The sequence below is a fragment of the Streptomyces sp. NPDC058880 genome (assembly GCF_042742535.1).
GTDB lineage: Bacteria > Actinomycetota > Actinomycetes > Streptomycetales > Streptomycetaceae > Streptomyces.
In genome coordinates, this window is the sequence record NZ_JBHYMC010000002.1 from 62,019 (window position 1) to 86,005 (window position 23,987).

Consider the following 23,987-nt stretch of genomic DNA (forward strand, 5'->3'; position numbering starts at 1 on the left):
AGGGATTCATCCTGCGGTCTCGGAGTGTGCGGTTTCGGGAAGGCGCGGGTACGGCTGCTCGGAGCGGTCCACCGCCGCGAACGAGGAACCGTGCTGCGCCGCCGCGGCCAGGGCTTCTTCGTACTGGCGCTGCCAGCGCGGCGAACCGGGCTGCCAGAGGATCACCTGCCAGCGAAGCTCCGCCGGCTCCCGGTCGGCGGCCAGGCCTTGGAGCCGCTTGGGCTGGAACCAGTAGTCGGCCCAGACCACCACCTGCTGGCTGAGCGTGAGCGCGGAGGGCAGCGGCCGGCCCCACACGAAATAGACGCCGACCGGCGGTCCGATGTAGAGGACCGACGTCACCACCGAGAGGCCCAGGAAGGGCAGGAAGGCGGAGAGCGAGAGCAGCGTCACCAGCCACAGGAGGCCGAAGCCGAAGGCCGCGCCGAGGGCGGGCAGCAGCAGGCCCGGAAGCGGGATGTTGCCCCAGTTCCAGATGCGCTTGGGACGGTTGAGCAGGTCCGTGTGGTCGTAGGCGACCATCGGCTCGGGTGCGTCCTGCATGTCCTGCGCCATCAGCCGGTCCCCCTCTCTGACGTGGTTGCGGGCCGCGGGTCACGGGCGGGCCGGGCGGATGCACCGGCCGCTCCCGGGATCAGCCCTTGGCGCCGCCGCCGCCGATCTGGCTGCCGAGGTCGATGAGCAGGCCCGCGAGACCGGTCGCGCCACCGATGATCAGGGCGGCGAGCGCGATCATGCCGAAGCCCTGGAAGGCCTCGCGCATGCCGTCCCCGCGCTTCATGGAGAGCAGCATCCGGATGCCGAGGATCAGCAGGGCGCAGATCGCCACGGTGGTGCCGATGCCCGTGAGGATCTTCTGGATCTCGCCGAACATGCCGTTGAGGGTGGTGGCCGCCAGGTTCATGGCGTGTTCCTTTCGCTGAAGTGCGGGGGAGGGGTGTGGGAGGTGCGTCTGTGGGGGGCGCGGTCAGGGCGCCTTCGGCGTGGGCGAGGTGCCCGGAGCGGGCTCACCGCCGGCCGGCGGGTTCTCCTCCGGGACGGGCGCCTCGGAAGCCGTCGTCCCGGCGTCCGCCCTGCCGCCCGTCGGGTCGAGGACCCCGCCGCGGACGTCCTTGATGAACCAGCCCTGGGCGGTGTTCACGAGCGTCAGCCGGTAGGAGCGCTTCACGCTGGTGGTCGGGGGCGGGGTGCCCTTCGCGGGAGCCGCGGCGGCGGCGCCGCCCCAGACGACCGTCACCCGTGCCTGCACCGCCTGGCCCTGCCCGTAGGTGATCGTCGCGTTGGGTTCGCTGCCCTCGGGGGCCAGCGCGACGACCTCCTGCACTTCGGGCGCGGCCAGCGCCCCGGCCAGGCCCGTGGTCGCCGACTGGCTCGCGTCGGGGGTCGTGAAGCGGGTGAGTCCGGTGGCGTCCGAGGCGCCCCAGGCCTTGAAGAAGCCGGGCAGCACCTGCGCCTTGAGTTGGTTGGAGAGCTCCTGGTCGACGACCTCGCCGTCCTGCTTGACAGCGGGCGCGCTGCCGCGCGAAGCGAGCGGCATCTCGCCGACGTTGCCCGCGATGCGCAGCCCCGACCCCGTCGCCGGGTCCTTCACGTACACCGGCACGGACAGCGTGGTGAGGCGGCCGGTCGACAGCTTGACCTGGATCCCCAGGTAGCGGCCGTTCGCCCCGAACTCGGGAAGCTCCTCGACCGTGCCGTCCCACTTGGCGTGGCGGACGCTCTGGGTGCCCTGGCCGGTCATGCCGCAGTCGCGGTCCACACCCGAGGAGGCGTAGCGGGTCAGGGCGTCGCGGCGCTTGTCGGCGTTCTGCGGCGAGTACGTCATGCAGAGCGTCACATACTCCTCCGCGAACGTCGCGGCGGCGGCGATCGGGAACTCGGAGAGCCGGTAGCGCTCCACGTCCTTCGCGCTGAGGTCTGCGTCGGCCACCGCGACCGACGACTTGCCGATGACCAGGCCCGCGACACCGCACGAGCCCAGCGCGAAGGCACACGTCGTGATCAGCAGGGCGGCGCGTACCGCGACGTGCGTACGCCGTCCCTGTGCGGGCAGCCGCCCGCCGGGTCGCGGCACCTCGAACCCGGCCCCGCCGACGGCGCGGGCCCGGCTCCGGGAGGATGCCGCCGAACCGGCGGCGAGACCAGCGGCGGGACCAGCGGCGGCGGTCGGCACGGAGGAGTCGGCGGGCCGGGCGTCGCCTCCCACGGAAGCGGCGGCAGCCTGCGCGGGCGCGGCGGCCGCACGTCCGCCGCCCTTCTTGCGGCCTTCCCGCTCGGCCTTCTTCTGCTCGTACGCGGCCTTGCGCTCGGCCCGCTTCGCCTCCTGGGAGGCCTTGCGCCGGTCCCTCTTCGACGCGGCCGACGGCTGACTCACCTGCGGCGGCAGGACCGGCACGGCCGCCTCGCCCGGCGGCACGGGGCCCGGCCGCGCCGTGCGCACCCAGGCCGCGGCCACCTGCGCGCGCACGGCGTCCGAGGACTGCTGGGGCGGCGCGGGCGGGTTGTCGGCGTAACCGTAGGGGGCGGCGGCCCGGGGGGACTGCGGCTGCGGCTGGGCTCCGGTGGGCCATCCGGCTGCGGACCGGCCCTGCTCCCCGGAAGTCCGGTCTCCGTCGACCCCGCCAGCAGAGCTGTTGTGGTCCGTCATCGAGTCCGCCTCTCCCCCGCGTGTGAGCCCCTCCGCCGGCCGACCGGTTGGCGGGCCTCCTGCTGAGGCCAGGTGCGGAACGGCAGTGTGGCAAATGAAGACGACAACGCCTCCCCCCTTTTCCCCGCGGGGAAAGAGTGAGGAAAGACGGGGAAAGCACGAGGAATTCCCGAACGGGACTCCCGGGCGGACGGAAGGGGGCGGGCCGTCCGGCACTCGGCACAATGAGCGGTCGCGTCCGGGCAGCGGGCGCCACCGATCCGTCCCCGACCCTGCGAAGGACGAGAGTTGAGCGAGCAGTACGCCCTCCCCGAGGCGCCCGCGGACCTGGCGCCCGGCCCCGCGACCGAGGCGCAGCACGCCTGGATCGCCGGCTACGAACCCGGCAACCCCTGGCAGTCGAAGCTCTGCCTGAGCACCCCGCAGGGCACCGTCTCCTACCCCCTGACCCCGCACACGATGCCCGAACTGCTGGAGGGCCTGGTGCTGGTGGCCCAGGCCCAGCAGGGCACCGCGGGCACGACGGCGCCCGCCGACACCCCCGAGGGCGAGCCCGACGGCGCGGTGGAGGAGGCTCCGAGCACGAGCCTGCACGACGGCCGCGCCGCCCGTATGACGGGCTGGGCCGTGGTCCACGACCTGTGGGAACGCGGCGACACCTCGGTCCGCTTCATCATGGGTGCGGCGGTGATCGGCCTGCTGGTCCTCGGGATCGTCCTGTCCTGACCGCATGTCACGATGCCCCACGGACACCGAGCGAGGAGCCTGCACAATGCTGAAGGAAACATCGGGCCGCACGGCCCAGGACCTGGCCGCCGAACTGGCGGGCCTGCGCGGGATTGACTGGGCCTCGGTCTGGGCGGGACCACCGCAGGGCGGCTCCCCGGAGTTCCGCAGGTGGTGCGAACGCTACGCCTGGGAACCGCAGAACGTGGAGCGCAACCTCGTCGTGCACAGCCGCTCCGGCGGCAGGTGGACCTTCGAGTCGAACGGCAACTGGACCCCCGTCTTCCGCCTGACCCACTGGGCGTGGCGGCTCGGGGCGGACGAACCGTCCGAGAACCCCGCCCTGCTGGCCGGGGCCGCGGACGAGTGGCCCGCCTTCCTCCGGGCGGCCGAAAGCGTACTGGGGCCCGCGGCGTGGAACGGCCCCTGGGACGCGCCGGACTTCCCGGAGCCGCCGGAGAAGGGGCTCTGGGAGAGCCGCGACTACCGCCTCGAGACCCGCACCCCCTACCGGATGGCCTTCTGGGAGCCGACGGGCGAGCACCCCGGCCAGGCGGTGATCGTGCTCGTGCAGTCCGTGTCGTTCGCGGCGTGGACCGCCGACACCCCCGGCGGCTCCCGTATCCGGCTGACCGTCCACGCCCCTGAAGGCTCGCGGAGGCTCAGGTGAGACCCGATGCCCCACCCACCCCGGAAGAAATAGCCCGGGCCTTCGTCCTCGCGCAGGCGCAGGCCGACGCGGAGCCCACCGAAATGGAGGATGGCAACCGGCTGGCGCTCCGGATCCACCAGGACTACCTGGCCACGGTCCCCGCGGGTGAGAAGGGACCGGGTCTCCTGGCGTACATCGCGAATCTGGCGGAGACCGAGTCCGTCACCAATGAAGGGCGGGGTCCAGACCGCGCGTTCTGGTCGTACGTGTCGCAGCTGGACGGTGTGGACGAACCGGTGCCCAACCGCTTCCTGGCCCGGGCGTGCGGGGAATCACGTGGTCTCCAGGTACTGGAGGACACCCCGGCCGGCCACCTGCTCAATGCGTACTGCCTAAGCAACGTGAAGGTGGTGGACTCACTCGCCCAGCACTTCGACTTCGAACCGGAGGACCTGGACGCCGTTCACGGCACGGCGTGGGACCGCCTCTCGGAGCGATACGCCGAGGCGACGACGGGCACGGTGGTCGCCTTCGCGGCCGATATCACCAAGGGTTCGGTGCTCGGCAAGACCGAGGTCCCGGAGCTCCTGCGGAACGCGGCAGTGGGCAAGGACGGCATCAAGTTCGCCACGCCGCTGCCCCGACACGAGCACCTGCCGGCGGACATCGACGCCTTCATCACCAACGACCCCGTCAGGTGCCAGCTGGTCATGGAGGACTACCACCCCGACGCGTCCCCGCGGGACTTCGCCGCCAAGCTGGAGGCCATCGACGTCCCCGAGGACCAGAAGGAAGCCCGCGCGGCGATCGTGGAACGGCTGTCCCAGGCCGCCGCCTACCCGGACCTGGTGCAGGAGACCCCCGAGCCCGGCCCGAAGGCCGCCCTGACCGACTCCTTCCTGCCCGGGATGAACGTGGGGCACAGCATCGTCCCCGCGGCCCGCGGCGTCCCCACCGGCCACGGGGCGGGGGCGCATGTGCCGCCGGCCCCGCAGCTCGCCCCGAAGCCCGCCGGCGTCGAGCACTGACCGGTCGCACCGGGCGGCGCCACCACGGCCGTTCGGCGGGACCGGCCTACGCCTCCGGCTCGTACTCCTCCAGCGGGAGCGGGTCGAACGGATAGGCCGTATGCCCGCCGACCTTGGGCGAACACGCCGCGAACGGACCCAGGTCCGTGTCCATGAGCACGCGCAGGTGCGGGTCGGCATGGTGCAGCCACCAGGTCGACATGCCGAGGGCGGTGTCGTGCCGGAGGTGCTCCCAGGCGAGCCAGAGCCCGGAGAGCCGGGCACCCGCCTCGGGGTGCTCCCACCAGCGGGGACACCAGGTGGCGGAGGATCCGTTCAGCCGCCGGCGGACCATCGGGGCGAGGTACTCGGAAACGAAGGCGAAGACGTCGGGGAAGTGGAGGGGAACTTCCCCGCCACTGTCCGGCCGTTCTGCAGGCGTCGTGCTCATGGGGTCTCTTCCTCGGGTGCGTCGCCGGTCAGTGTTCCATCCCGGCGGACTTGGGGGCGGCCTCGATCACGGGGTTGATCACACCGTGCGTGCTCGCGCTCACCGCTCGGGGGGGGCCGGCACCTTGATGGCGCGGGGGATGCTCACGCCGGGGAGGAAGCCGTTGGCCGGGGTGGGCACACTGGCTTCGGGCCTCTGGGCTCCGTTCGGCTCCGCCACCGTCCGCCCGGCCTCCGGTTCCCCGACCGCCGTGTCGGACTCCTCGCGGGCCGTCCCTTCCTCTGCCAGCTCCGCGTAACTGGCCGCCGACGAAAGCCGGGCGACGGCCGCGGCACGCGCCTCCCGCTGGCGCTCCGGCACCTCGATCGCAGCGAGCCTGGCCGCGAAGAGTAAGGGGGTCGTACCCTTCACGGCGTAGTCCTCCATGCGGAGGTCACAGCGGACGGCCGGGTCCGCCATCAGGTCGTACATCTCTGCCGGAAGGTGCGCCTGACGCGGGAACTCGATGGGGAATCCCACCGCGTCCTTCCCCACGCCCTCGGGCCCGACAACCTTCGGCATCTCCGTCTCCCCCAGGATGGACCCGGCGCCGATCTCGGCCGCGAAGACGGCGACCTGTCCCTCGGCCGCTTTGGCGTACTGCCCCGAGGCGGCCTCCCAGATCCCGGCCGGAGCGTCCTGGACGGCCTGCTCCGTCAAGTTGAACCGTCTGACCAAGGCCTGCTGTACGTTCCGGTCCCACAGCTCGTACGACTCGAGCTTGCGACCCACTGGCGAGTCCTCCAGCACCTGGTAGCCCCGGCTCTCACCGCACGCCTGGGCGAGGAAGCGGTTGTGCCCCACCTCGCGCGGCGCTCCCTCCGGCTGGGAACGCCAGGACCAGAGCGCACGCACCTCTCCCCGGTCCGCTGCGGTGGGCGACTCCGTCAGTGCGACGTGGGTGCTGTAGGCGAGCACGTCGGGGAACATGTCCTTGCCGTCCGCCGCCTGCCAGTCCCGGTACAGACGGTCGACGGCCTGCGCGACCTTGTCCGGGGCGAGGGGGCGGTGCTCGTAGTACGCCTCCTCCAGCTCCATGGCGCGGTCGATCTCTGCTTGTGTCGGGCGAAGGAACTCCGTCACCGAGCCCTCGCAGTGAACTCGGCTGGCGGAAAGACCTCGAGCGAGACTGCCGTGCCACCCGGCGTGTCCGCGGTCCAGGTGGGGAAACTGACCGTCTGGGACAGCACGAAGTACGGCTCTCCCGGCACCGCACCCGCCGGCGCCCAGTAGGCGAAGCGATAGGGCTCGCGGTTCAGCATCCGCTCGTCACGGCCGTTCCAGTACCAGTGGCGCGGCGGTTCCGGGAAGTCCGAGGCGTCCCAGGATCCCGTCCAGGTGGGCAAGCCCAGCACGCCCTGCGCCACCTGGAGGAAGGAGGGCCAGCTCGCTTCGACGGCCGAGAACACCTCACCGTTCTCCGCAGCGGTCTCGGCCTTCAACTGGTACGCGTAGTGCTCCAGCGCAATCAGCGGCCCCCCCATGCCTGCCCGGTCGAAGAACGTCCACCTGCCCCCGCCCGTTGTCCTCACCCGCAGCTGCCGGTCGAAGGTCAAAGGGTCCCAGCCATTGCGGTCACACCACTCGGCGAATTCCGTGGATCCGCCCTGCGGCGACCCCGACCACACCGACGGCCAGTCGTCCACGGCCTTCATGTTCGCCAGTTCGGCGGCCATGTCCTGCGGTGTCCGGCCGGTCTCCTCGGTCAGCATCCTCGTCCCCTTCGTCGGCGTCGGCGTCTCCACGTGGCGTGCTCGACCGTACCTCCGGAGCACCGAGGCCCCGGACGGGCAGAAGCCGTGAGGGTTCCCGCCCCACCTTCACGCATTCTTTGCACTGGCTTCGCACGTGCGATCCCCTGACGGGGCCCGGCCTTTCCTCGCTCTTTCCTCGGTTTTCCTCGCGGGGAAAAGGCCTGCGTCTTCCGTCGTCCCTCCCCCTACCGTGTCCGGGCGACCTGACTGAGGGAGGCCCGGGACGGTGGAGTCACCTGCCGAGAACAAGCGAAGCGCGGCACTTGCCCTGGCGGTACTGGGAGTTCTGCTGATCGCCTCCCTGGTCGTCCTCCTCGTCTTCGACGGCGAGGACGACGCGGACGCCTCCGCGGCCGGCAAGGCACCCTCGGCCTCCGCTCAGGGCAAGGGCGCCTCCGCGGCCGACGGCGCGAACGGTGGTGCGGGCCAGCAGGCCGGCGCGAACGGCGCCGACTCCGTGCCGCCCATCGTCCAGCCGGCGGAACTGGCCGAAGCCCACCGGGCGATGGCCGCCTACATGGCCGGCCTGAGCACGTACACGTACACCGACCAGAGCGCCGCCTGGTCCAAGCCCCTGCTCGACCTCACGGTCTCGGACGAGCGGATGAAGGGCCTCACCGCCCTCCCCACGGGCAAGGCCTGGGACACCTGCCAGGTCGCCCGCTGCTCCTCCACCGGCAAGGCGAGCGTGGTGCGCGACGGCATGATCGCCCAGGACCTGGTCAACGGCGGCGGCAGCCTGGTCTCCAGCGTGGTCTCGCTGACCTCCGTGCGCTCCGAGAACGGCAAGCAGACCCTCACGGAGACCAACTCCTGGCTGGTCAGCGCCCGTAAGGACGCCGGCTCGTGGAAGGTGTCGGGCTTCGACCTGCAAGGCCTGGGCAACGTGGGCGCGGACGAGAAGGCAGGGAACTGATACCCGATGGTGGCTCCTGCCGTACTCGCGGCCGCGTCGAAGGCCGCCAAGGTCGCCAAGACGGCCAAGATGGCCGCCCAGATGGCCGGCGGCCAGGGCGGGGGCGGCGGCAAGAAGAAGAACAACGGCAAGATGCTGCTGCTCGCCGGCCTCGGCGGACTGCTGCCGATCGGCGGCGCCGGGCTCATCGCCCTGGTGCTGATCGGCGCGCTCGTCGGTGGTCTCGGCAGCGGCGCCGCGCAGGCGGCCTGCGGCAACTACGCCGAGAACGCGGGCCACGGCAACACCGGTGACCAGGCGGCCACCAACCCGATCATGCCCGCGGGCACGATCTACCTGCCCAGTGAGACGGCCCGCAACGAGATACCCCCGCGGATGATCCTCGCGGCGATGCGCGCCGCCGCCCGCTACGAGGGGCTGGACTGGACTCTCATCGCCGGCCAGATGTACCAGGAGACGAAGTACGGCCAGGACCCGTCCGCGGCCCCCGGGGGCAAGAACAGCGCGGGCTACATGGGCCTGCTGCAGTTCGGCCCTCCCGCCTGGAAGGACTACGGCGACGACGGCAACGGCGACGGCAAGAAGGACCTCTACAACATCGACGACGCGGCCTACGCCGCCGCGAACTTCCTCCACGCCCTGAAGGCCGAGACGCAGCCCTGGAAGGCCCTGCTGCGCTACTCCGGCTCGCTGGAGAGCAACACCGTCTACCCCCGTGTGGTCCTCACCCAGGCGGCCCGCTACCGCGGCAACCTCACCGGCGAGAAGAGCCTGATCGAGGGGTGGTACGCCCACCTGAAGGCGACCGTCGAGAAGAACCCGAACTTCCCCACCCTGGGCCAGCAGTCGGACATCCCCGCCCCCGTCGGCAACGACGCGCAGCCGACCGAGGCCCTGAGCATCACGTCGGCCTCGCCCCGCTCCTGGTCGACCCCGCCCTACCCGGGAGACGCCGCGGCCACCACCCGCGCCGCCGCGGACCCGGGCAGCCGGGTGTCCGCGGACCCGGGCGCCCGGATCGAGACCGTCGCCTTCTCCCGCCCGATGATCAAGCCGGCCGCGCCGCCGAGCCAGGACGGCAAGAACTGGCAGTGGCCGCTGAAGGAGGGCACGTACACCGTCGGCACCAAGTACCACGCCAACGGTTCCAGTTGGAGCCTCGGCTACCACACCGGCCTCGACCTGCGGGCGACCTCCGGCACCCCCATCTACGCCCCCGCCGACGGCAAGGTCATCAAGGTGACCAGCGGCGGCTCGTACGGCAACGAGACCCACATCGAGCACGCGGGCGGCGTCGTCACCCTGTACGCGCACCAGACCAAGGCGATGGTGTCCCAGGGCGCCTCCGTCAAGCGCGGCGACCAGATCGGCACCGTCGGCAGCACGGGCAACTCCAGTGGCCCGCACCTGCACTGGGAGGTCCGCGTCCCCGGTGTCGACAACCCCTTCGTCCCCGGCCAGGACAACGGCCCCGGCATGATCGACCCGGAGGGCTGGCTGCAGGGCAAGGTCTCGGCCACCCCGGACTACGGCACCGTGCCCGGGGGCGGCGGCGACACGGCCAAGGACGCCACGTACGCCTCGTGCGCCAAGGACGGCAAGGGCACCGCGGTCCCCCCGGACGGCGCGGGCGTCACCGGCGTCCTGCCGGGTGCCGACGACCCGGTCGTCCGGTCCGCACTCCGCTGGGCCCAGCGGGGCATCGGCCGCCCGTACGTGTGGGGCGCGCCCCGGCTCCAGGGCAACAACCCGGTCTCCTTCGACTGCTCCAGCTTCACGCAGTGGATGTACTACCAGGCCAGCGGCGGAAAGATCGACATCGGTACGGTCACCTACACCCAGGAGAAGAACCTCCGCGCGTCGAAGATCGACCTGAGTCAGGCGCAGCCCGGGGACCTCATCTTCTTCCGGCCCGGCCCGAGCGGTTCCGAGCACGTCGCGGTCGTGTGGGACCCGGCCGGCAAGAAGATCCTGCACGCCCCGCGCGTGGGCAAGAACGTCGAGTTCAGCACCTGGGACGTGCAGGGTCAGATCACCGGCGTGTACCGGGTGCCGATCCCGGCGGGCACCAACCCCGTCGAGAGCGGCGGCGAACACGCGTAGCGGACCGCACCGGCCGGAACCGGCGCGCCGCACGACCCCTCAGCAGCAACGGAACGGATACCTCTTCCGTGCCAGATCCGCTCCAGCGGAAGGAAAGTCCTGACCATGGCCTCACCCCAGCAGAAGAAGCCCCGCGCCGACGAGGACTGGACGATCGAGATCGCCTGCCTCGTCGGAGGCCTCCTGGCGCTTCTGTGCGGTGCGTGGCTCGCCGCGCGCCTCGGTTCGTCCTTCGGCGACCACCCGGCGCCGCCGGGCAACCCGTTCTCGTTCGCCGTCTCCCTGGTCATGGGTGACTACTCCTGGCCGCACGGAGCGGCGAACGCCATCGCGGCCGCCGAGGTCCTGCTGCTCGCCGGAGCCGTGACCGCCGCCTATCGGCTGCGCCAGCGCCTGCGCAACAAGCCCGACGTCGACGGCGCCGCCCAGCACCTCGCCAAGGGCGAGGAGCTCGGCAAGCTCACGATGAAGGGTGCCGCCGCGACCGCCGAACGCCTCGGTGTGGACAGCGGCTCCCCGGGCGTCTTCATCGGCCGCTCGCTGCACGGGCGCCAGCCCCTGTTCGGCTCCTTCGAGGACATGCACGTCGACATCTGGGGTCCCCGTACGGGCAAGACGACCCGGCGCGCCATCCCCGCGATCCTCGACGCCCCGGGCTCCGTACTCGTCACCTCCAACAAGCGCGACATCGTCGACGCCACCCGGGGCCCGCGCCAGGCCCGCGGCCAGGTCTGGGTCTTCGACCCCCAGCAGGTGGCGCAGGAGCCGCCCACCTGGTGGTGGAACCCGCTGTCGTACGTGACCGACGTCGCCAAGGCCCGCAAGCTGGCCGACCACTTCGCGTCGGGCTCGCGGGACGCCGACGCCTCCACGGACGCGTTCTTCGACCCCGCCGGACAGGACCTCCTCGCCAACCTCCTGCTGGCGGCGGCCACCGCCAAGGCCTCCATCACCCAGATCTACACCTGGCTGTCCAACCCGAAGGACGACACCCCCGAGCGCATCCTGCGCGGGGCCGGACACCTGATGCCGGCCGACGCCCTCTCCGGCGTCATCACCGCCCCGGACAAGCAGCGCAGCGGCATCTACGGCGTCGCCCAGCAGATGGCGTCCTGCCTGATCAACCCCGAGGTCAACAAGTGGGTGACGCCGCTCTCCGCGACGGACGACCGCCCGGAGTTCGACCCGCGCGAGTTCGTCCGCGCCGACTCCACCCTGTACTCGCTCTCCCGCGAGGGCACTGACTCCGCCGGCCCGCTGGTGACCGCTCTGACCGTGGCGGTCGTCGAGGCCGCCGAGGAGTACGCCACCACGCAGCGCGGCGGCCGGCTGTCCCGCCCGCTGGTGGGGGTCCTCGACGAGGCCGCGAACGTCTGCCGCTGGCGCGCCCTGCCCGACCTCTACTCGCACTACGGATCGCGCGGCATCATCCTGATGACGATCCTCCAGTCCTGGGCCCAGGGCATCGAGGTGTGGGGCGAGCGCGGCATGGAGAAGCTCTGGTCGGCCGCGAACGTCCGCGTGTACGGCGGCGGCGTCTCGGACACCCGCTTCCTCGGCGACCTCTCGGAGCTGGCCGGCGAGTACGAGCTGCGCGAGTTCACCACGTCCCGCGCCTCGGAGACGGGCGGCTGGTCGGGCCATCGCACCCTGAACGAGTCGGTACGCCGCGACCGCGTCCTGAAGGTCTCCGACCTGGGCGCGATGCCGCCCGGCCGGGCCCTCGTCCTGGCCTCCGGCATCAAGCCGGTGCTGGTCGAGACGATCCCGTGGTGGCAGGGCCCGTACGCCGCCCAGGTGAAGGCCTCCCTGACCCGCCACGACCCGGGCGCCCGCGCCTGAACCCACCCACACCGCAGCCCCGGGATTCCTTCCCGGGGCTCCTCTTCGTTCACGCCGTACCCTCGGGGCAACAGAAAACCCCAGGCCGGATTTCTCCAGCCTGGGGTCTGTCTGAGCCGCCTTCGGGATTCGAACCCGAGACCTACGCATTACGAGTGCGTTGCTCTGGCCAACTGAGCTAAGGCGGCACCGCTGATCAGACGAGTATTCCCTCGAAGAGGTGCTCTCATCAGCAGCCGCGCCAAGTCTACAGGGTGCGAGGGCGTGCACCGAACCAGGTTTCACACATGCGGACATTTGCCGTAGATCCGGCGCCCCTTGCGGCTCCGGCCCCCGCCCGGCGGGTCAGCACTTCTGGCCGTCCGCCGGGGGCTTACCCTCCAGCAGGTAGCGGTTGATCGCGGTGTCGATGCAATCGCTGCCACGCCCGTACGCCGTGTGGCCGTCGCCGTCGTAGGTGAGGAGGGTGCCCGACTCGAGCTGGTCGGCCAAGGCCTGGGCCCACTTGTACGGCGTCGCGGGGTCACGGATGGTGCCGACGACCACGATCGGCGCGGCGCCCTTCGCGGTCAGCGGCCCCGCCGTGCCCGTGGGCTTCACCGGCCAGTACGCGCAGTTCAGCGAGGCCCAGGCCAGGCCCGCTCCGAAGACCGGGGAGGCCTTCTCGAAGGAGGGGAGGGCCGCGTCGACCGCTTCCGGGCCGCTGAAGGCCGCGGGCTGGTCGAGGCAGTTCACGGCGGCGTTCGCGAACATCAGGTTGGCGTACTTCCCGTCCGCCCCGCGCTCGTAGTAGCTGTCGGCCAGACCCAGCAGGCCTGCGCCGTCGCCGTTCATCGCCGAGGCCAGCGCCTCGCGCAGCTGGGGCCAGGCGTTCTCGTCGTAGAGCGCCGCGATCACCCCGGTCGTCGCGAGGGCCTCGCCGAGCGGCCGCTTGTCGTCGCTGCTGGGCACGGGCTGCGCGTCGAGCTTGCGGAAGAAGTCCTTCAGCCGGGCGGCCACCTCCTGCGGGCCGCCGTTGCCCAGCGGGCAGTCGGGTTGCTTCGCGCAGTCCTTGGCGAAGGAGGTGAAGGCCGTCTCGAATCCCTCGGTCTGGTCCCGGTTGAGGTCGAGGGCCTCACGCGCGGGATCCATCGCGCCGTCCAGGACCAGCCGGCCGACCCGGTCCGGGAAGAGGTTCGCGTACGTCGCCCCCAGCAGGGTGCCGTACGAGGCCCCGACGTAGTTCAGCTTCCTGTCGCCGAGCACGGCCCGCAGCAGGTCCATGTCGCGGGCGGCGTCCACAGTGGAGACGTGCGGCAGGACCCGCTTCGAGCGGGCCTCGCAGCCGGCCGCGAACTCCTTGAAGGCGGCCACCAGGCGGGCCCGCTCGGCTGCGTCGTCCGGCGTCTGGTCCACCTGGGTGTACTTGTCCATCTCCGGGCCCGTCAGGCACTCGACCGGACTGCTGCGCTCCACGCCGCGCGGGTCGAAGGAGACCATGTCGTACCGGGCGCGCACCGGGGCGGGATAGCCGATGCCCGCGTACGCCTGGAGGTAGCCGATGCCGGATCCGCCGGGTCCGCCCGGATTGACCACGAGCGAGCCGAGCCGCTTGCCGGGGCCGGTCGCCACCCGGCGGGCCACCGCGATGTCCACGTCCCCGCCGGCGCCGGGGTTCGCGTAGTCCAGCGGCGCCTTCATCGTGGAGCACTGGAATCCGGGGACACCGCAGTCGCGCCAGGTCAGCTTCTGCTCGTAGTACGGGCGCATCGCGGTGGCGTCGGGGGACGGCGGCACCGACGCCGTGGCGCCGGCCTCGCCTCTCGCGGACGCGGCGGTCCGGAGCGTCTCCGACCCGCCCGAGGTGCACCCGGAGAGCAGCAACCCGGCCGCTGCGATCACGGTCCCGGTGGTACGCAGCACGCGACTGGTGTCCATCCCAGGAGCCTACGTCCTGCCGAGGGGAGCGGGCGGGTCCCCTGCTCCGGACGGACCCCGGCCGCGCGTGGTGTCCGCCCGGCCGCGCCCGGACCGGGCCCGTTCCGGCCCCGACGGCCGGTTCCCCCTTACGGATGAGGCGGTCAACCCGTTGTGGACCCCGAGCGGAGGCCGGGCAGCAGGCGGCAGGCGGCAGGGGTGCCGGATCAGCCCGCGCGCAGCGACATCGTCATCGCCTCCACCGCGAGGAGCGGGGCGACGTTGCGGTCGAGGGCGTCTCGGCAGGCGATGACCGCCTCGATGCGGCGCAGGGTCCGCTCCGGGCCGGAGGCCTTGGCGATGCGCTCCAGGTCCTGCCGTATGTCCTCGTTGGCGATACCGAGGGCAGAGCCGAGCTGGAGGGCCAGGACATCGCGGTAGAAGCCGGTGAGGTCGGTGAGCGCCAGATCGAGGCTGTCGCGCTGGGTGCGGGTCCGGCGCCGCTTCTGCTTGTCCTCCAGCTCCTTCATCACGCCCGCCGTCCCGCGTGGCATCCGCCCGCCCGTCCCGGCGGCGGCGCCCAGGGCCGCCCGGAGCTCCTCGGTCTCCTTGCCGTCGACCTCCTCGGCCATCTGCCGGGCGTCCTCGGAAGCCGCGTCGACCAGTTCCTGGGCGGCCTTGAGGCAGGCGCCGATGTCGTCCACCCGCAGCGGGAGCTTCAGGACCGTCGCCCTGCGCTCCCGGGCCCCCGCGTCGGTGGCCAGCCGGCGGGCACGGTCGACGTGCCCCTGAGTTGCCCTGGCGGCGGCCAGGGCAACCGGCGGCTCGACGCCGTCCCGCCGCACCAGCATGTCCGCGACGGCCGCGACCGACGGGGTGCTGAGGCCCAGGTGGCGGCAGCGGGAGCGGATGGTGGGCAGCACGTCCTCCAGGGAGGGCGAGCACAGCAGCCACACCGTACGGGGCGCCGGCTCCTCCACAGCCTTGAGGACGGCGTTGGCGGACTTCTCGTTCAGCCGCTCCGCGTCCTCGACCAGGATGATCTGCCAGCGGCCCGTCGCGGGGGACGTGTAGGACTTGCGGACGGTGTCGCGCATGTCGTCGACGAGGATCTGGCTGCCGACCGCGGCGACGGTGGAGACGTCCGCGTGGGTGCCGACCATCGTGGTGTGACAGCCGTCGCAGAACCCGCAGCCGGGCTCACCGCCGAGGGCGCGGTCCGGGCTGGTGCATTGCAGGGCCGCAGCGAAGGCACGGGCGGCGGTGACGCGGCCGGCTCCCGGCGGTCCCGTGAAGAGCCAGGCGTGGGTCATCTTCGACGCGGCGGGCGGCGCGGTCCCGTCCGCGGCGGCCGTGACCAGCGCATCGGCATCCCGGGCGGCGGCGGCCAGCTGCGTCCGGATCCGCTCCTGGCCCACCAGGTCGTCCCATACGGGCATCCCGCCCACCACCTCTCACTCTCCGTGCACCCATTGTGTCGGGCGCCACCGACAATTGCGTGCGGCCAGCGCCACCGCGGCGGCCGCCGCCCCCAGCGCCGGCGTACGTCAGCGGCGGCGGCGCGCTCCCCGTTCGCCCTCGTCGTCGTCCCCGTCGTCCCGGCGGCGACCCAGCAGCTCGTCCGCCAGCGTCGGCAGGTCGTCGAGCGGGGTCTCCTCCGCCCACTCCGGTCGGGGACGACGCGGCCGGCCCTCGTCGTCGACGACCGGGAGCTCCCGCGTCCGGTCGTTGCTCGAATCCCGGAAGATGCCCGACGGAACCCGGTCGGCCGGGTCCTCCTCGGTGCGCCGGGCCGTCGGACGCGTGGCGGACCGGTGGCCGGCGCTGTCGCCTCGGCGGCCGCCCGCACCGGAGCGCTCGCCCTGCGGTGCGTCCGGGCGTACGGGCGGCAGCACCGCCGTCTCGTCGGCCGGACGCACCGGTGGCAGGACTGCCGTCTCGTCCGCGGCGGAGACCGGGTCCGGGGCCGGGGCCGGGGCGACCTTCGGCACCGGGACGGTCTCGGTGACGTCGTCCGGGCGGAGCACCCGCTTGACCACGGGGGTCTCGACCGTGACCGCGTCGTCCGGGTGGTGCGGGGCCTTCGTCATGTCGATCCGGGGTCCCGAAGCGGCCGGACCGGACGCCGGAGCAGCGGCGGCAGCGGCCTGGGCCTCCGCGGCTGCGGCAGCGGCGGCGGCCTTCGCGGCGGCCTCGGCCGCCGCGGCCTCCACCAGCCGGCGCGCCTCCTCGGCCTTCAGCAGGGCCTCCTCGGCGCGCCGCTGCTTCTCCAGCCGCCGCTCCTCGGCCTCCGCCCGCAGCCGGGCCTCCTCCTCCGCCTGCCTGCGCAGCCGCTCGGCCTCCGCCGCACGCGCCTTCTCCTCGGCCTCCGCGCGCAGCCGCTCGGCCTCGGCCCGTGCCCGGGCCTCCTCCTCGGCCCGCAGCCGCTCCTCCTCCGCCTTGCGGGCGGCTTCGGCCTCCGCCCTGACCCGGGCCTCCTCGGCCTCACGGGCCTTGCGCGCTTCCTCCTCGGCCCGCAGCCGCTCCTCCTCGGCCTTGCGCGCCGCCTCTTCCTCGGCCTTGCGGCGCGCCTCCTCCTCGGCGAGGCGCCGGGCTTCCGCCTGAGCGGCCACCTCCGCCTCGGAGAGCGGGAGCATCCGGTCCAGCCGGTGCCGTACGACGGTGGTCACCGAGTCCGGATCCTGCCCGGCATCGACCACCAGGTAGCGGCCGGGGTCGGCGGCGGCGAGGGTGAGGAAGCCCGACCGCACCCGCTGGTGGAACTCCGCCGGCTCCGACTCCAGCCGGTCCGGGGCCTCCGTGAACCGCTCGCGCGCCGCCTCCGGCGACACGTCGAGCAGCACGGTCAGGTGCGGTACGAGCCCGCTGGTCGCCCAGCGCGAGATCCGGGCGATCTCCGTCGGGGAGAGGTCGCGGCCCGCCCCCTGGTAGGCCACCGAGGAGTCGATGTAGCGGTCGGAGATGACGACTGCGCCGCGCTCCAGCGCCGGCCGCACCACCGTGTCCACGTGCTCCGCGCGGTCGGCCGCGTACAGCAGCGCCTCGGCGCGGTTCGACAGCCCGGCCGAGGACACGTCGAGCAGGATCGAGCGGAGCCGCTTGCCGACGGGCGTGGCGCCCGGCTCCCGAGTCACGACGACTTCGTGCCCCTTGCCCCGTATCCACTCGGCAAGCGCCTTGACCTGGGTGGACTTGCCGGCTCCGTCGCCGCCCTCCAGCGCGATGAAGAATCCGGTGGCGGCCGGGGCCTGTACGGGCTCGCCGCCGCGCAGCGCGTCGCGCAGGTCACGTCGCAGCGGCACGCCGCTGCGGTCGTCCGCCTTGGTGAGCACGACCACGGCGACGGGCAGCAGCAGCACGCCGACGATCATCAGGGTGAAGGCGGCCCCGCCGTGCGGGACGGCGGTCCCGGTTCCGGTCAGCCGGTGCGGGCCGATCACCGCGGCCAGCACCGGGGCGGCGACGGCGCCGACGGCCACGGCCACCCGCACGACCGCCTGGAGGTGCTCGGTGACCCGCGCCCGGCGGAACTCCTCGGTCTCCTGGTCCAGCAGGGTGTGGCCGGTGTTGGCCGCGACGCCCGCGGCGGTGCCGGCAAGCAGCGAGAGGAACTGCACGGTCGCCATGTCCGCGACGAGGCCGCTCAGCAGCAGCGCGAGGCCGGCCGCCGCTGTGGCGAGGGCCAGCAGCCGGCGCCGGGACAGGCCGGGCAGCACCTTGCCGGCCTGGGCGGCACGGATGCCGGCGGCGGTACCGCCGACCAGGGCGAGGACGAACAGCGCGAAGGCGGCCGGCCCGCCGCCCAGGTCGAAGGCGTGCAGGACGGACACGGCGACGGCGCAGGACACGGCTCCGGCGACGGCGGCGCAGCTCAGGACGAGCAGGGGGATGGCGCCCGTACGGCCCTTGTCCGGCCGGTCGCCCGCCTTGGGGGCGCGCAGGCCCTCCAGCGGCGAACGGGGCCGCGGGGTGGCGGCCGTGGGCAGCACCAGGGGGAGCAGCAGGGACACCGACGCGGCGAAGAGGCCGGCGGCCACGTACGAGCCGAAGGCGGCCTGGTTCGCGGCGAACCAGGCAACGCCGAGGCCGAGGGCCTTGCCGACGAGGGTCGCGGCGAGCAGCGCGGCCGCCGCGACGGGGAGCGCCGCGAAGGCCGTGCGCAGGGTCAACCGCCGCAGGGCGTCCAGGTGGTCCGGGAGCGGCCGTACGGTGGCCCCCTCCGGCGGCGGCTCCGGCAGCAGGGCCGGTGCCGCGCTCTCCTTGGCCAGCGTCCACAGCCGTTCGGCGGCGCCGGACACGAAGACGGTGGCCAGCAGCGCGGTGAGCGCGTGGGCCGCGATCCAGTCGAGCCACAGCGGGGCGACGACGAAGAGCGCGAGGCGCACCCCGTCGGCTCCGATCATCGTCCAGCGGCGGTCCAGCCGACCGCCGGAGCCGAGGAGTCCGGCCAGCGGGCCGAGCAGGACGGCGCCGAAGAGCAGGGTGGCGAGGATCCGGACGCCGAAGACGGCGGCGACGGCGAGGGCCGCACCGCGGTATCCGCCTCCGAAGGCGCCTTCGGAGGCGGCTGCCTGAAGGGCCAGCAGAACCAGCACCAGCAGGGCGAGGGCATCACCGATGCCGCTCACCAGCTGGGCGCTCCACAGGCGGCGCAGCCGGGGGGTGCGCAGCAGTGCGCGCACCGCACGCTCGCGGGAATCCGCGGCTAGGGCTTCGTCGTAGGTGGGGTTCGCCGGGGCGGTCACGACCGCCGGCTGCTCGGCTCGCGTCATCCGCCCAGCCTATCCGCTGCGCATGGCAGCTGCGGAGGCCTGTGGACGAGCCCGGGTGTGAGCCCGGACCCACCTTCCGGAACCGGTCCCGGACCCGGTCCCGGCCGCTCCGCCGGATACGGCCGGCGGACGCACGAGGGCCCCGCGCTCCGCGCGGGGCCCTCGGCTCGGCTACTCCTCCGCCGGGGTCGCGGCCGTCTTCTTGGCCGCGGTCTTCTTCGTGACCGTCTTCTTCGCGGTCGTCTTCTTGGCAGTCGTCGTCTTCTTGGCCGCCGTCTTCTTCGCGGCCGCGGTCTTCGTCGCGGCCGTCTTCTTCGCCGGGGCCTTCTTGACGGCCTTCTTCGCCGTCTTCTTGGCCGGGCCCTTCGCCCGCTTCTCCGCGAGCAGCTCGTAGCCCCGCTCCGGCGTGATCGTCTCGACGTCGTCGTCCCGCCGCAGCGTCGCGTTCGTCTCGCCGTCGGTCACGTAGGGCCCGAAGCGGCCGTCCTTGACCACGACCGGCTTCTCGCTGACCGGGTCGGTGCCCAGCTCCTTCAGCGGCGGCTTGGCCGCCGCGCGGCCCCGCTGCTTGGGCTGTGCGTAGATCGCCAGGGCTTCGTCGAGCGTGATCGTGAAGAGCTGGTCCTCGGTCTCCAGCGACCGCGAGTCCGTGCCCTTCTTGAGGTACGGGCCGTAGCGGCCGTTCTGGGCCGTGACCTCCACGCCCTCGGCATCCGTACCGACGACGCGCGGCAGCGACATCAGCCGCAGGGCGTCGTCGAGCGTGACCGTGTCCAGGCTCATGGTCTTGAAGAGCGAGGCGGTGCGCGCCTTGACCGCGTTCTTGCCGGTCTTCGGCGTGCCCTCGGGCAGGATCTCCGTCACGTACGGTCCGTAGCGGCCGTCCTTGGCGACGATGTCGTTGCCGCTGACCGGGTCCTTGCCGAGCTGGAACTCGCCGCTCGGCTTCGCGAACAGCTCCTCCGCGTAGGCGATCGTCAGCTCGTCCGGAGCCATGTCGTCGGGGATGTCGGCGCGCTGGTGCCCCTCGGAGTCCTTCTCGCCCCGCTCCACGTACGGCCCGTAGCGGCCGACGCGCAGCACGATGCCCTCGCCGACGGGGAAGGAGGAGATCTCCCGTGCGTCGATCGCGCCCAGGTCCGTGACCAGCTCCTTCAGGCCGCCGAGGTGGTCACCGTCGGCCGGCACGACCTCGGTGGCGTCCTCGGAGCCGAAGTAGAAGCGCTTCAGCCACGGCACGGCCTGGGCCTCGCCCCGGGCGATCCGGTCGAGGTCGTCCTCCATCTTCGCGGTGAAGTCGTAGTCGACGAGCCGCCCGAAGTGCTTCTCCAGCAGGTTCACCACGGCGAACGAGAGGAAGGAGGGGACGAGCGCGGTGCCCTTCTTGAAGACGTAGCCGCGGTCGAGGATCGTGCCGATGATCGACGCGTACGTCGACGGCCGGCCGATCTCGCGCTCTTCGAGCTCCTTGACCAGCGAGGCCTCGGTGTAGCGGGCCGGCGGCTTGGTCGAGTGGCCGTCCGCCGTGATCTCCTCGGCGGCGAGCGCGTCGCCTTCGGCGACCTGCGGCAGGCGCCGCTCGCGGTCGTCGAGCTCGGCGTTCGGGTCGTCCGCGCCCTCGACGTAGGCCTTCATGAAGCCGTGGAAGGTGATCGTCTTGCCGGACGCGGTGAACTCGGCGTCGCGCCCGTCCGCGGCGCGGCCGCCGATCTTCACCGTGACGCTGTTGCCGGTCGCGTCCTTCATCTGGGAGGCGACGGTGCGCTTCCAGATCAGCTCGTACAGGCGGAACTGGTCACCGGTCAGACCCGTCTCGGCGGGCGTGCGGAAACGATCACCCGAGGGGCGGATCGCCTCGTGCGCCTCCTGCGCGTTCTTGACCTTGCCCGCGTAGACGCGCGGCTTCTCCGGCAGGTAGTCGGCCCCGTAGAGCTGGGTGACCTGCGCCCGGGCGGCCGCCACCGCGGTGTCGGACAGCGTGGTGGAGTCCGTACGCATGTAGGTGATGAAGCCGTTCTCGTACAGCTTCTGGGCCACCTGCATCGTCGCCTTCGCACCGAAGCCGAGCTTGCGCGAGGCCTCCTGCTGGAGCGTCGTCGTACGGAACGGGGCGTACGGAGAGCGGCGGTAGGGCTTGGACTCGACCGACCGGACGGCGAAGGTGGTGTCGGCGAGGGCTGCGGCCAGCGCCCTCGCGCCTCCCTCGTCGAGGTGCAGCACCTGGCTCTTGAGCTGGCCGTTGGCACCGAAGTCACGGCCCTGCGCGACACGCTTGCCGTCCACCGTGTTCAGGCGGGCGACCAGCGAGGACGGGTCGGACGGGTCCCCGGCGCGGCCGGTGGAGAAGGTGCCGGTCAGGTCCCAGTACTCGGCGGAGCGGAAGGCGATGCGCTCGCGCTCGCGCTCGACGACGAGGCGGGTGGCCACCGACTGCACGCGGCCGGCCGACAGACGCGGCATGACCTTCTTCCACAGGACCGGCGAGACCTCGTAGCCGTAGAGGCGGTCGAGGATGCGGCGGGTTTCCTGGGCGTCGACCATGCGCTGGTTGAGCTCGCGCGGGTTGGCGACGGCGTCGCGGATCGCGTCCTTGGTGATCTCGTGGAAGACCATCCGGTGGACGGGGACCTTGGGCTTGAGGACTTCCTGCAGGTGCCACGCGATGGCTTCGCCCTCGCGGTCCTCATCGGTGGCGAGGAAGAGTTCGTCGGACTCGGCCAGCAGCTCCTTGAGCTTGCGGACCTGCGCCTTCTTGTCGGCGTTGACGACGTAGATCGGCTGGAAGTCGTGCTCGACGTCCACGCCGAGGCGGCGGACCTCGCCGGTGTACTTGTCGGGAACCTCGGCCGCGCCGTTCGGGAGGTCGCGGATGTGCCCGACGCTCGCCTCGACGACGTATCCCGGGCCGAGGTAGCCCTTGATCGTCTTCGCCTTGGCAGGGGACTCGACGATGACGAGTCGGCGGCCGCCCTTTGCGGTCTCGCTAGTCGGGGACAACTTGGCTCTTCTCTCCGGTCGGCACTCGGTCGCAGTACGGCGACGCTGCGGAGTGTGACGGTACAACCCGCCCCCGTGTCAAACGGCACAAGCCCGCAACGGCCACTCGAACGGTAACCCGACAAGTGCCGTTTCTGCCGCCCGGATGCCGCGCCGGACCCGTCGCGATCACCGGGCCGAGTGGCCGGGGGGCCGTCTGGCCCCGCGCCGGTGCCGCGTCCCCGAAGGCCCACGAAGCCCGCCGGGAAACCCCGCAAGCAAGCGGAAGCAGGAGTTCGACCGTGACGGGGCGCGCACGCGCGACCACCGGCGCACAGCGGCCGGTGCGCGCTCCCGTCCAGGCCTACAGAGCAGCCCCGAACAGCGGGAATCACAGCCCTGCGAAGATCGCCGGACCGCGTTCCACGCCCTTCCCCCGCACCCCCGGGCCACTCTCGGGACCCCCCCGGACCCCGCTGCGCCCCAGTCTGCCGCCCTTGGGGATACGCCGGGCGAACCCCGGGTTACATCACGGTGCCGGCTCCCGCCCGGGGCCCGCCACGGGTTCCAGGAAGCCCTGCTCGACCAGCAGCCGGATGGCCTCCGGAGTCCGGTCCCGCAGCACCACGGGATCCTCCTGCATCAGCTGCGCGATCGCGTCGAGGATCCGCCCGGCGCTGAGTGAGCCGTCACACACTCCCGCGAAGCCCGCGCCGACCGTGTCGACCTTGGTGGCGCGCCGCATTCCGCGGTTCTGCCGAAGCACGACGTGTTCCGGGTCCTCCGCGCCGGGCGCGCCGACCTGCTCCTGGACCACTTCCTCCACCAGCACGAAGCGGGCCTCCAGCAGCGCCGCGTCGTCGTGCTCGCGCAGGTAGTCCTGACGGGCGAAGTGGGCGAGGACGGCCTCGCCGAGCGGCTGCTCCACGGTGTGCGGCCACTCCTCGACCACGATCGAGGGCTCGGCGGCGTCCGTCCGGCGCAGGGTGATCCACCCGAAGCCGATGCTCTTGGTCTTGCGGGCCTCGAACTCGTCCAGCCATTCCTCGTACCGCCGCGCGTACTCGGCGGGGTCGGTGCGGTGATCGCCGGCGTCGCGCAGCCACAGCTCCGCGTACTGGGTGACGTCCTGCACGTCGCGCTGGACGATCCAGGCGTCACAGCCGCGCGGCACCCAGGAGCGGAGCCGGTCGTGCCAGTCCTCACCCTCGACGTGCTGCCAGTTGCCGAGGAACTGCGCGTACCCGCCGGGGTTGAGCCGGGCTCCCGCCTCCTGGACCAGGGTCCGGCAGAGGTCGTCGCCGCCCATCCCGCCGTCGCGGTAGGTCAGCCGGGCGCCCGGGGAGATCACGAACGGCGGGTTCGACACGATCAGGTCGTACGTCGCGTCGCCGACCGGCTCGAAGAGCGAGCCGGTGAGCAGCTCGGCCTCCGGCGCCCCGGAGAGGGCCAGCGTCAAACGGGTGAATCCGAGGGCCCTGGGGTTGACGTCGGTGGCGGTGACCCTCGTCGCGTGCCGGGTGGCGTGCAGCGCCTGGATACCGGATCCGGTGCCGACGTCGAGCGCGGAGCCGACCGGCGTGCGCACGGTGATGCCCGCGAGGGTGGTGGAGGCCCCTCCGACTCCGAGGACGACGCCCTCCTCCCGGCTGCCGATCCCGCCGGCCCCGCCGACCGCGCAGCCGAGGTCCGAGACGATGAACCAGTCCTCGCCGTCGGGACCGCCGTAGGGACGCACGTCCACGGTGGCGTGCACGGTGCCCTCGCCGTCGGCGGCATCCTCGCGCCGCAGCCAGCCGTCGGCCAGGGCCGCCCCGACCGGCATCGCCGCAGCGGCGTGCCCGTACGGCACGGGCTGCTGAAGCAGGAACAGCCGGACCAGGGTCGCGAGCGGGCCGTCTCCGCCGCCCCGGGTGGCGCGCAGGGCGGGGACCGTCTCACTGCGGGCCAGCGCGGCGTAGGCGGGAGCGCCGAGCAGGTCGAGCAGCCCGTCGGCGGTGAAGCCGGCGGCCAGCATCGCGCTGCGGAGCTCGGCGGCGTGGTCGGGGGTGGGGAGGCTGGTGGTACTCACCCGTCCATTGTGTCCGCTGGGGCCCGTCCCGCCGCTCACCACGGGCCCGGATGTACGAAAGGGCGGCCGCGGCCCCCTCCCGGGAGCCCGGCCGCCCGGGTCTTCGTACGGTGCGCGCCCCGTACGGCCCTGCGG

The 23,987-nt window shown here is 72.7% G+C and carries 17 protein-coding genes and 1 tRNA gene; 6 read left to right on the forward strand and 12 right to left on the reverse strand.

Annotation, left to right across the window (positions count from 1 at the left end; all coding sequences use genetic code 11):
* Positions 1-6 precede the first annotated feature (6 nt).
* The 3 genes from ACFW2G_RS02070 to ACFW2G_RS02080 all read right to left on the reverse strand — a co-directional run bounded on the left by ACFW2G_RS02070 (position 7) and on the right by ACFW2G_RS02080 (position 2,647).
* Positions 7-555 carry a hypothetical protein gene (locus ACFW2G_RS02070; protein WP_384581201.1) on the reverse strand — a complete coding sequence of 183 codons (549 nt, stop codon included), beginning with the start codon at positions 553-555 and terminating at the stop codon, positions 7-9.
* A gap of 79 nt (positions 556-634) precedes the next feature.
* Positions 635-904, reverse strand: a complete 270-nt coding sequence (locus ACFW2G_RS02075; RefSeq protein ID WP_037921078.1) for a TrbC/VirB2 family protein — start codon at positions 902-904, stop codon at positions 635-637.
* 63 nt (positions 905-967) lie between these two features.
* Positions 968-2,647 carry a conjugal transfer protein gene (locus ACFW2G_RS02080; RefSeq protein ID WP_384581203.1) on the reverse strand — a complete coding sequence of 560 codons (1,680 nt, stop codon included), beginning with the start codon at positions 2,645-2,647 and terminating at the stop codon, positions 968-970.
* 288 nt (positions 2,648-2,935) lie between these two features.
* Here ACFW2G_RS02080 and ACFW2G_RS02085 point away from each other — a divergent pair, with 288 nt between their 5' ends.
* The 3 genes from ACFW2G_RS02085 to ACFW2G_RS02095 are packed head-to-tail and all read left to right on the forward strand — an operon-like array spanning position 2,936 to position 5,053.
* Positions 2,936-3,373: a hypothetical protein gene (locus tag ACFW2G_RS02085; RefSeq protein ID WP_052030408.1), complete on the forward strand. Its 438-nt coding sequence runs from the start codon at positions 2,936-2,938 to the stop codon at positions 3,371-3,373.
* Between the two features lie 46 nt (positions 3,374-3,419).
* Positions 3,420-4,043, forward strand: a complete 624-nt coding sequence (locus ACFW2G_RS02090) for a hypothetical protein (protein ID WP_384447365.1) — start codon at positions 3,420-3,422, stop codon at positions 4,041-4,043.
* On the forward strand, positions 4,040-5,053 hold the full coding sequence (locus ACFW2G_RS02095) for a hypothetical protein (protein WP_384581205.1): 1,014 nt from the start codon (positions 4,040-4,042) through the stop codon (positions 5,051-5,053). Before ACFW2G_RS02090 ends, ACFW2G_RS02095 begins: the two co-directional genes overlap by 4 nt.
* A gap of 46 nt (positions 5,054-5,099) precedes the next feature.
* Here the strand turns inward: ACFW2G_RS02095 and ACFW2G_RS02100 are convergent, their stop codons facing one another.
* The 3 genes from ACFW2G_RS02100 to ACFW2G_RS02110 all read right to left on the reverse strand — a co-directional run bounded on the left by ACFW2G_RS02100 (position 5,100) and on the right by ACFW2G_RS02110 (position 7,234).
* Positions 5,100-5,483 carry a DUF4913 domain-containing protein gene (locus ACFW2G_RS02100; RefSeq protein ID WP_037921074.1) on the reverse strand — a complete coding sequence of 128 codons (384 nt, stop codon included), beginning with the start codon at positions 5,481-5,483 and terminating at the stop codon, positions 5,100-5,102.
* 99 nt (positions 5,484-5,582) lie between these two features.
* Complete coding sequence (locus tag ACFW2G_RS02105) at positions 5,583-6,605, reverse strand: hypothetical protein (protein ID WP_384581207.1); 1,023 nt, start codon at positions 6,603-6,605, stop codon at positions 5,583-5,585.
* Positions 6,602-7,234: a hypothetical protein gene (locus ACFW2G_RS02110; protein ID WP_384447358.1), complete on the reverse strand. Its 633-nt coding sequence runs from the start codon at positions 7,232-7,234 to the stop codon at positions 6,602-6,604. The genes ACFW2G_RS02105 and ACFW2G_RS02110 overlap by 4 nt, the downstream gene beginning before the upstream one ends.
* Positions 7,235-7,502: 268 nt before the next feature.
* Here ACFW2G_RS02110 and ACFW2G_RS02115 point away from each other — a divergent pair, with 268 nt between their 5' ends.
* The 3 genes from ACFW2G_RS02115 to ACFW2G_RS02125 all read left to right on the forward strand — a co-directional run bounded on the left by ACFW2G_RS02115 (position 7,503) and on the right by ACFW2G_RS02125 (position 12,137).
* On the forward strand, positions 7,503-8,192 hold the full coding sequence (locus ACFW2G_RS02115; protein ID WP_384447356.1) for a hypothetical protein: 690 nt from the start codon (positions 7,503-7,505) through the stop codon (positions 8,190-8,192).
* 6 nt (positions 8,193-8,198) lie between these two features.
* Positions 8,199-10,295 (forward strand): peptidoglycan DD-metalloendopeptidase family protein, encoded by a 2,097-nt coding sequence (locus ACFW2G_RS02120; protein ID WP_384581209.1) that lies wholly within the window; start codon positions 8,199-8,201, stop codon positions 10,293-10,295.
* A gap of 105 nt (positions 10,296-10,400) precedes the next feature.
* Complete coding sequence (locus tag ACFW2G_RS02125) at positions 10,401-12,137, forward strand: type IV secretory system conjugative DNA transfer family protein (protein WP_037921063.1); 1,737 nt, start codon at positions 10,401-10,403, stop codon at positions 12,135-12,137.
* Between the two features lie 114 nt (positions 12,138-12,251).
* Here the strand turns inward: ACFW2G_RS02125 and ACFW2G_RS02130 are convergent.
* The 6 genes from ACFW2G_RS02130 to ACFW2G_RS02155 form a co-directional block, all read right to left on the reverse strand.
* A tRNA-Thr gene (locus ACFW2G_RS02130) sits at positions 12,252-12,325 on the reverse strand.
* A gap of 157 nt (positions 12,326-12,482) precedes the next feature.
* Entirely contained in the window at positions 12,483-14,054 is a 1,572-nt protein-coding gene (locus ACFW2G_RS02135; protein ID WP_384581211.1) for an alpha/beta hydrolase, read from the reverse strand.
* 206 nt (positions 14,055-14,260) lie between these two features.
* The gene (locus tag ACFW2G_RS02140) at positions 14,261-15,472 is read right to left on the reverse strand and encodes a DNA polymerase III subunit delta' (RefSeq protein ID WP_384447311.1); all 1,212 of its coding nucleotides are present in this window, start codon (positions 15,470-15,472) and stop codon (positions 14,261-14,263) included.
* 108 nt (positions 15,473-15,580) lie between these two features.
* Positions 15,581-18,805 (reverse strand): dTMP kinase, encoded by a 3,225-nt coding sequence (gene tmk, locus ACFW2G_RS02145; protein ID WP_384447309.1) that lies wholly within the window; start codon positions 18,803-18,805, stop codon positions 15,581-15,583.
* Positions 18,806-18,976: 171 nt separating this feature from the next.
* Positions 18,977-21,802, reverse strand: coding sequence for a type I DNA topoisomerase (topA, locus tag ACFW2G_RS02150; protein ID WP_384447307.1), 2,826 nt, complete (start codon positions 21,800-21,802; stop codon positions 18,977-18,979).
* Between the two features lie 508 nt (positions 21,803-22,310).
* A complete protein-coding gene (locus ACFW2G_RS02155; protein ID WP_384447305.1) occupies positions 22,311-23,852 on the reverse strand; it encodes a methyltransferase in 1,542 nt (513 codons plus the stop codon).
* Positions 23,853-23,987 lie beyond the last annotated feature (135 nt).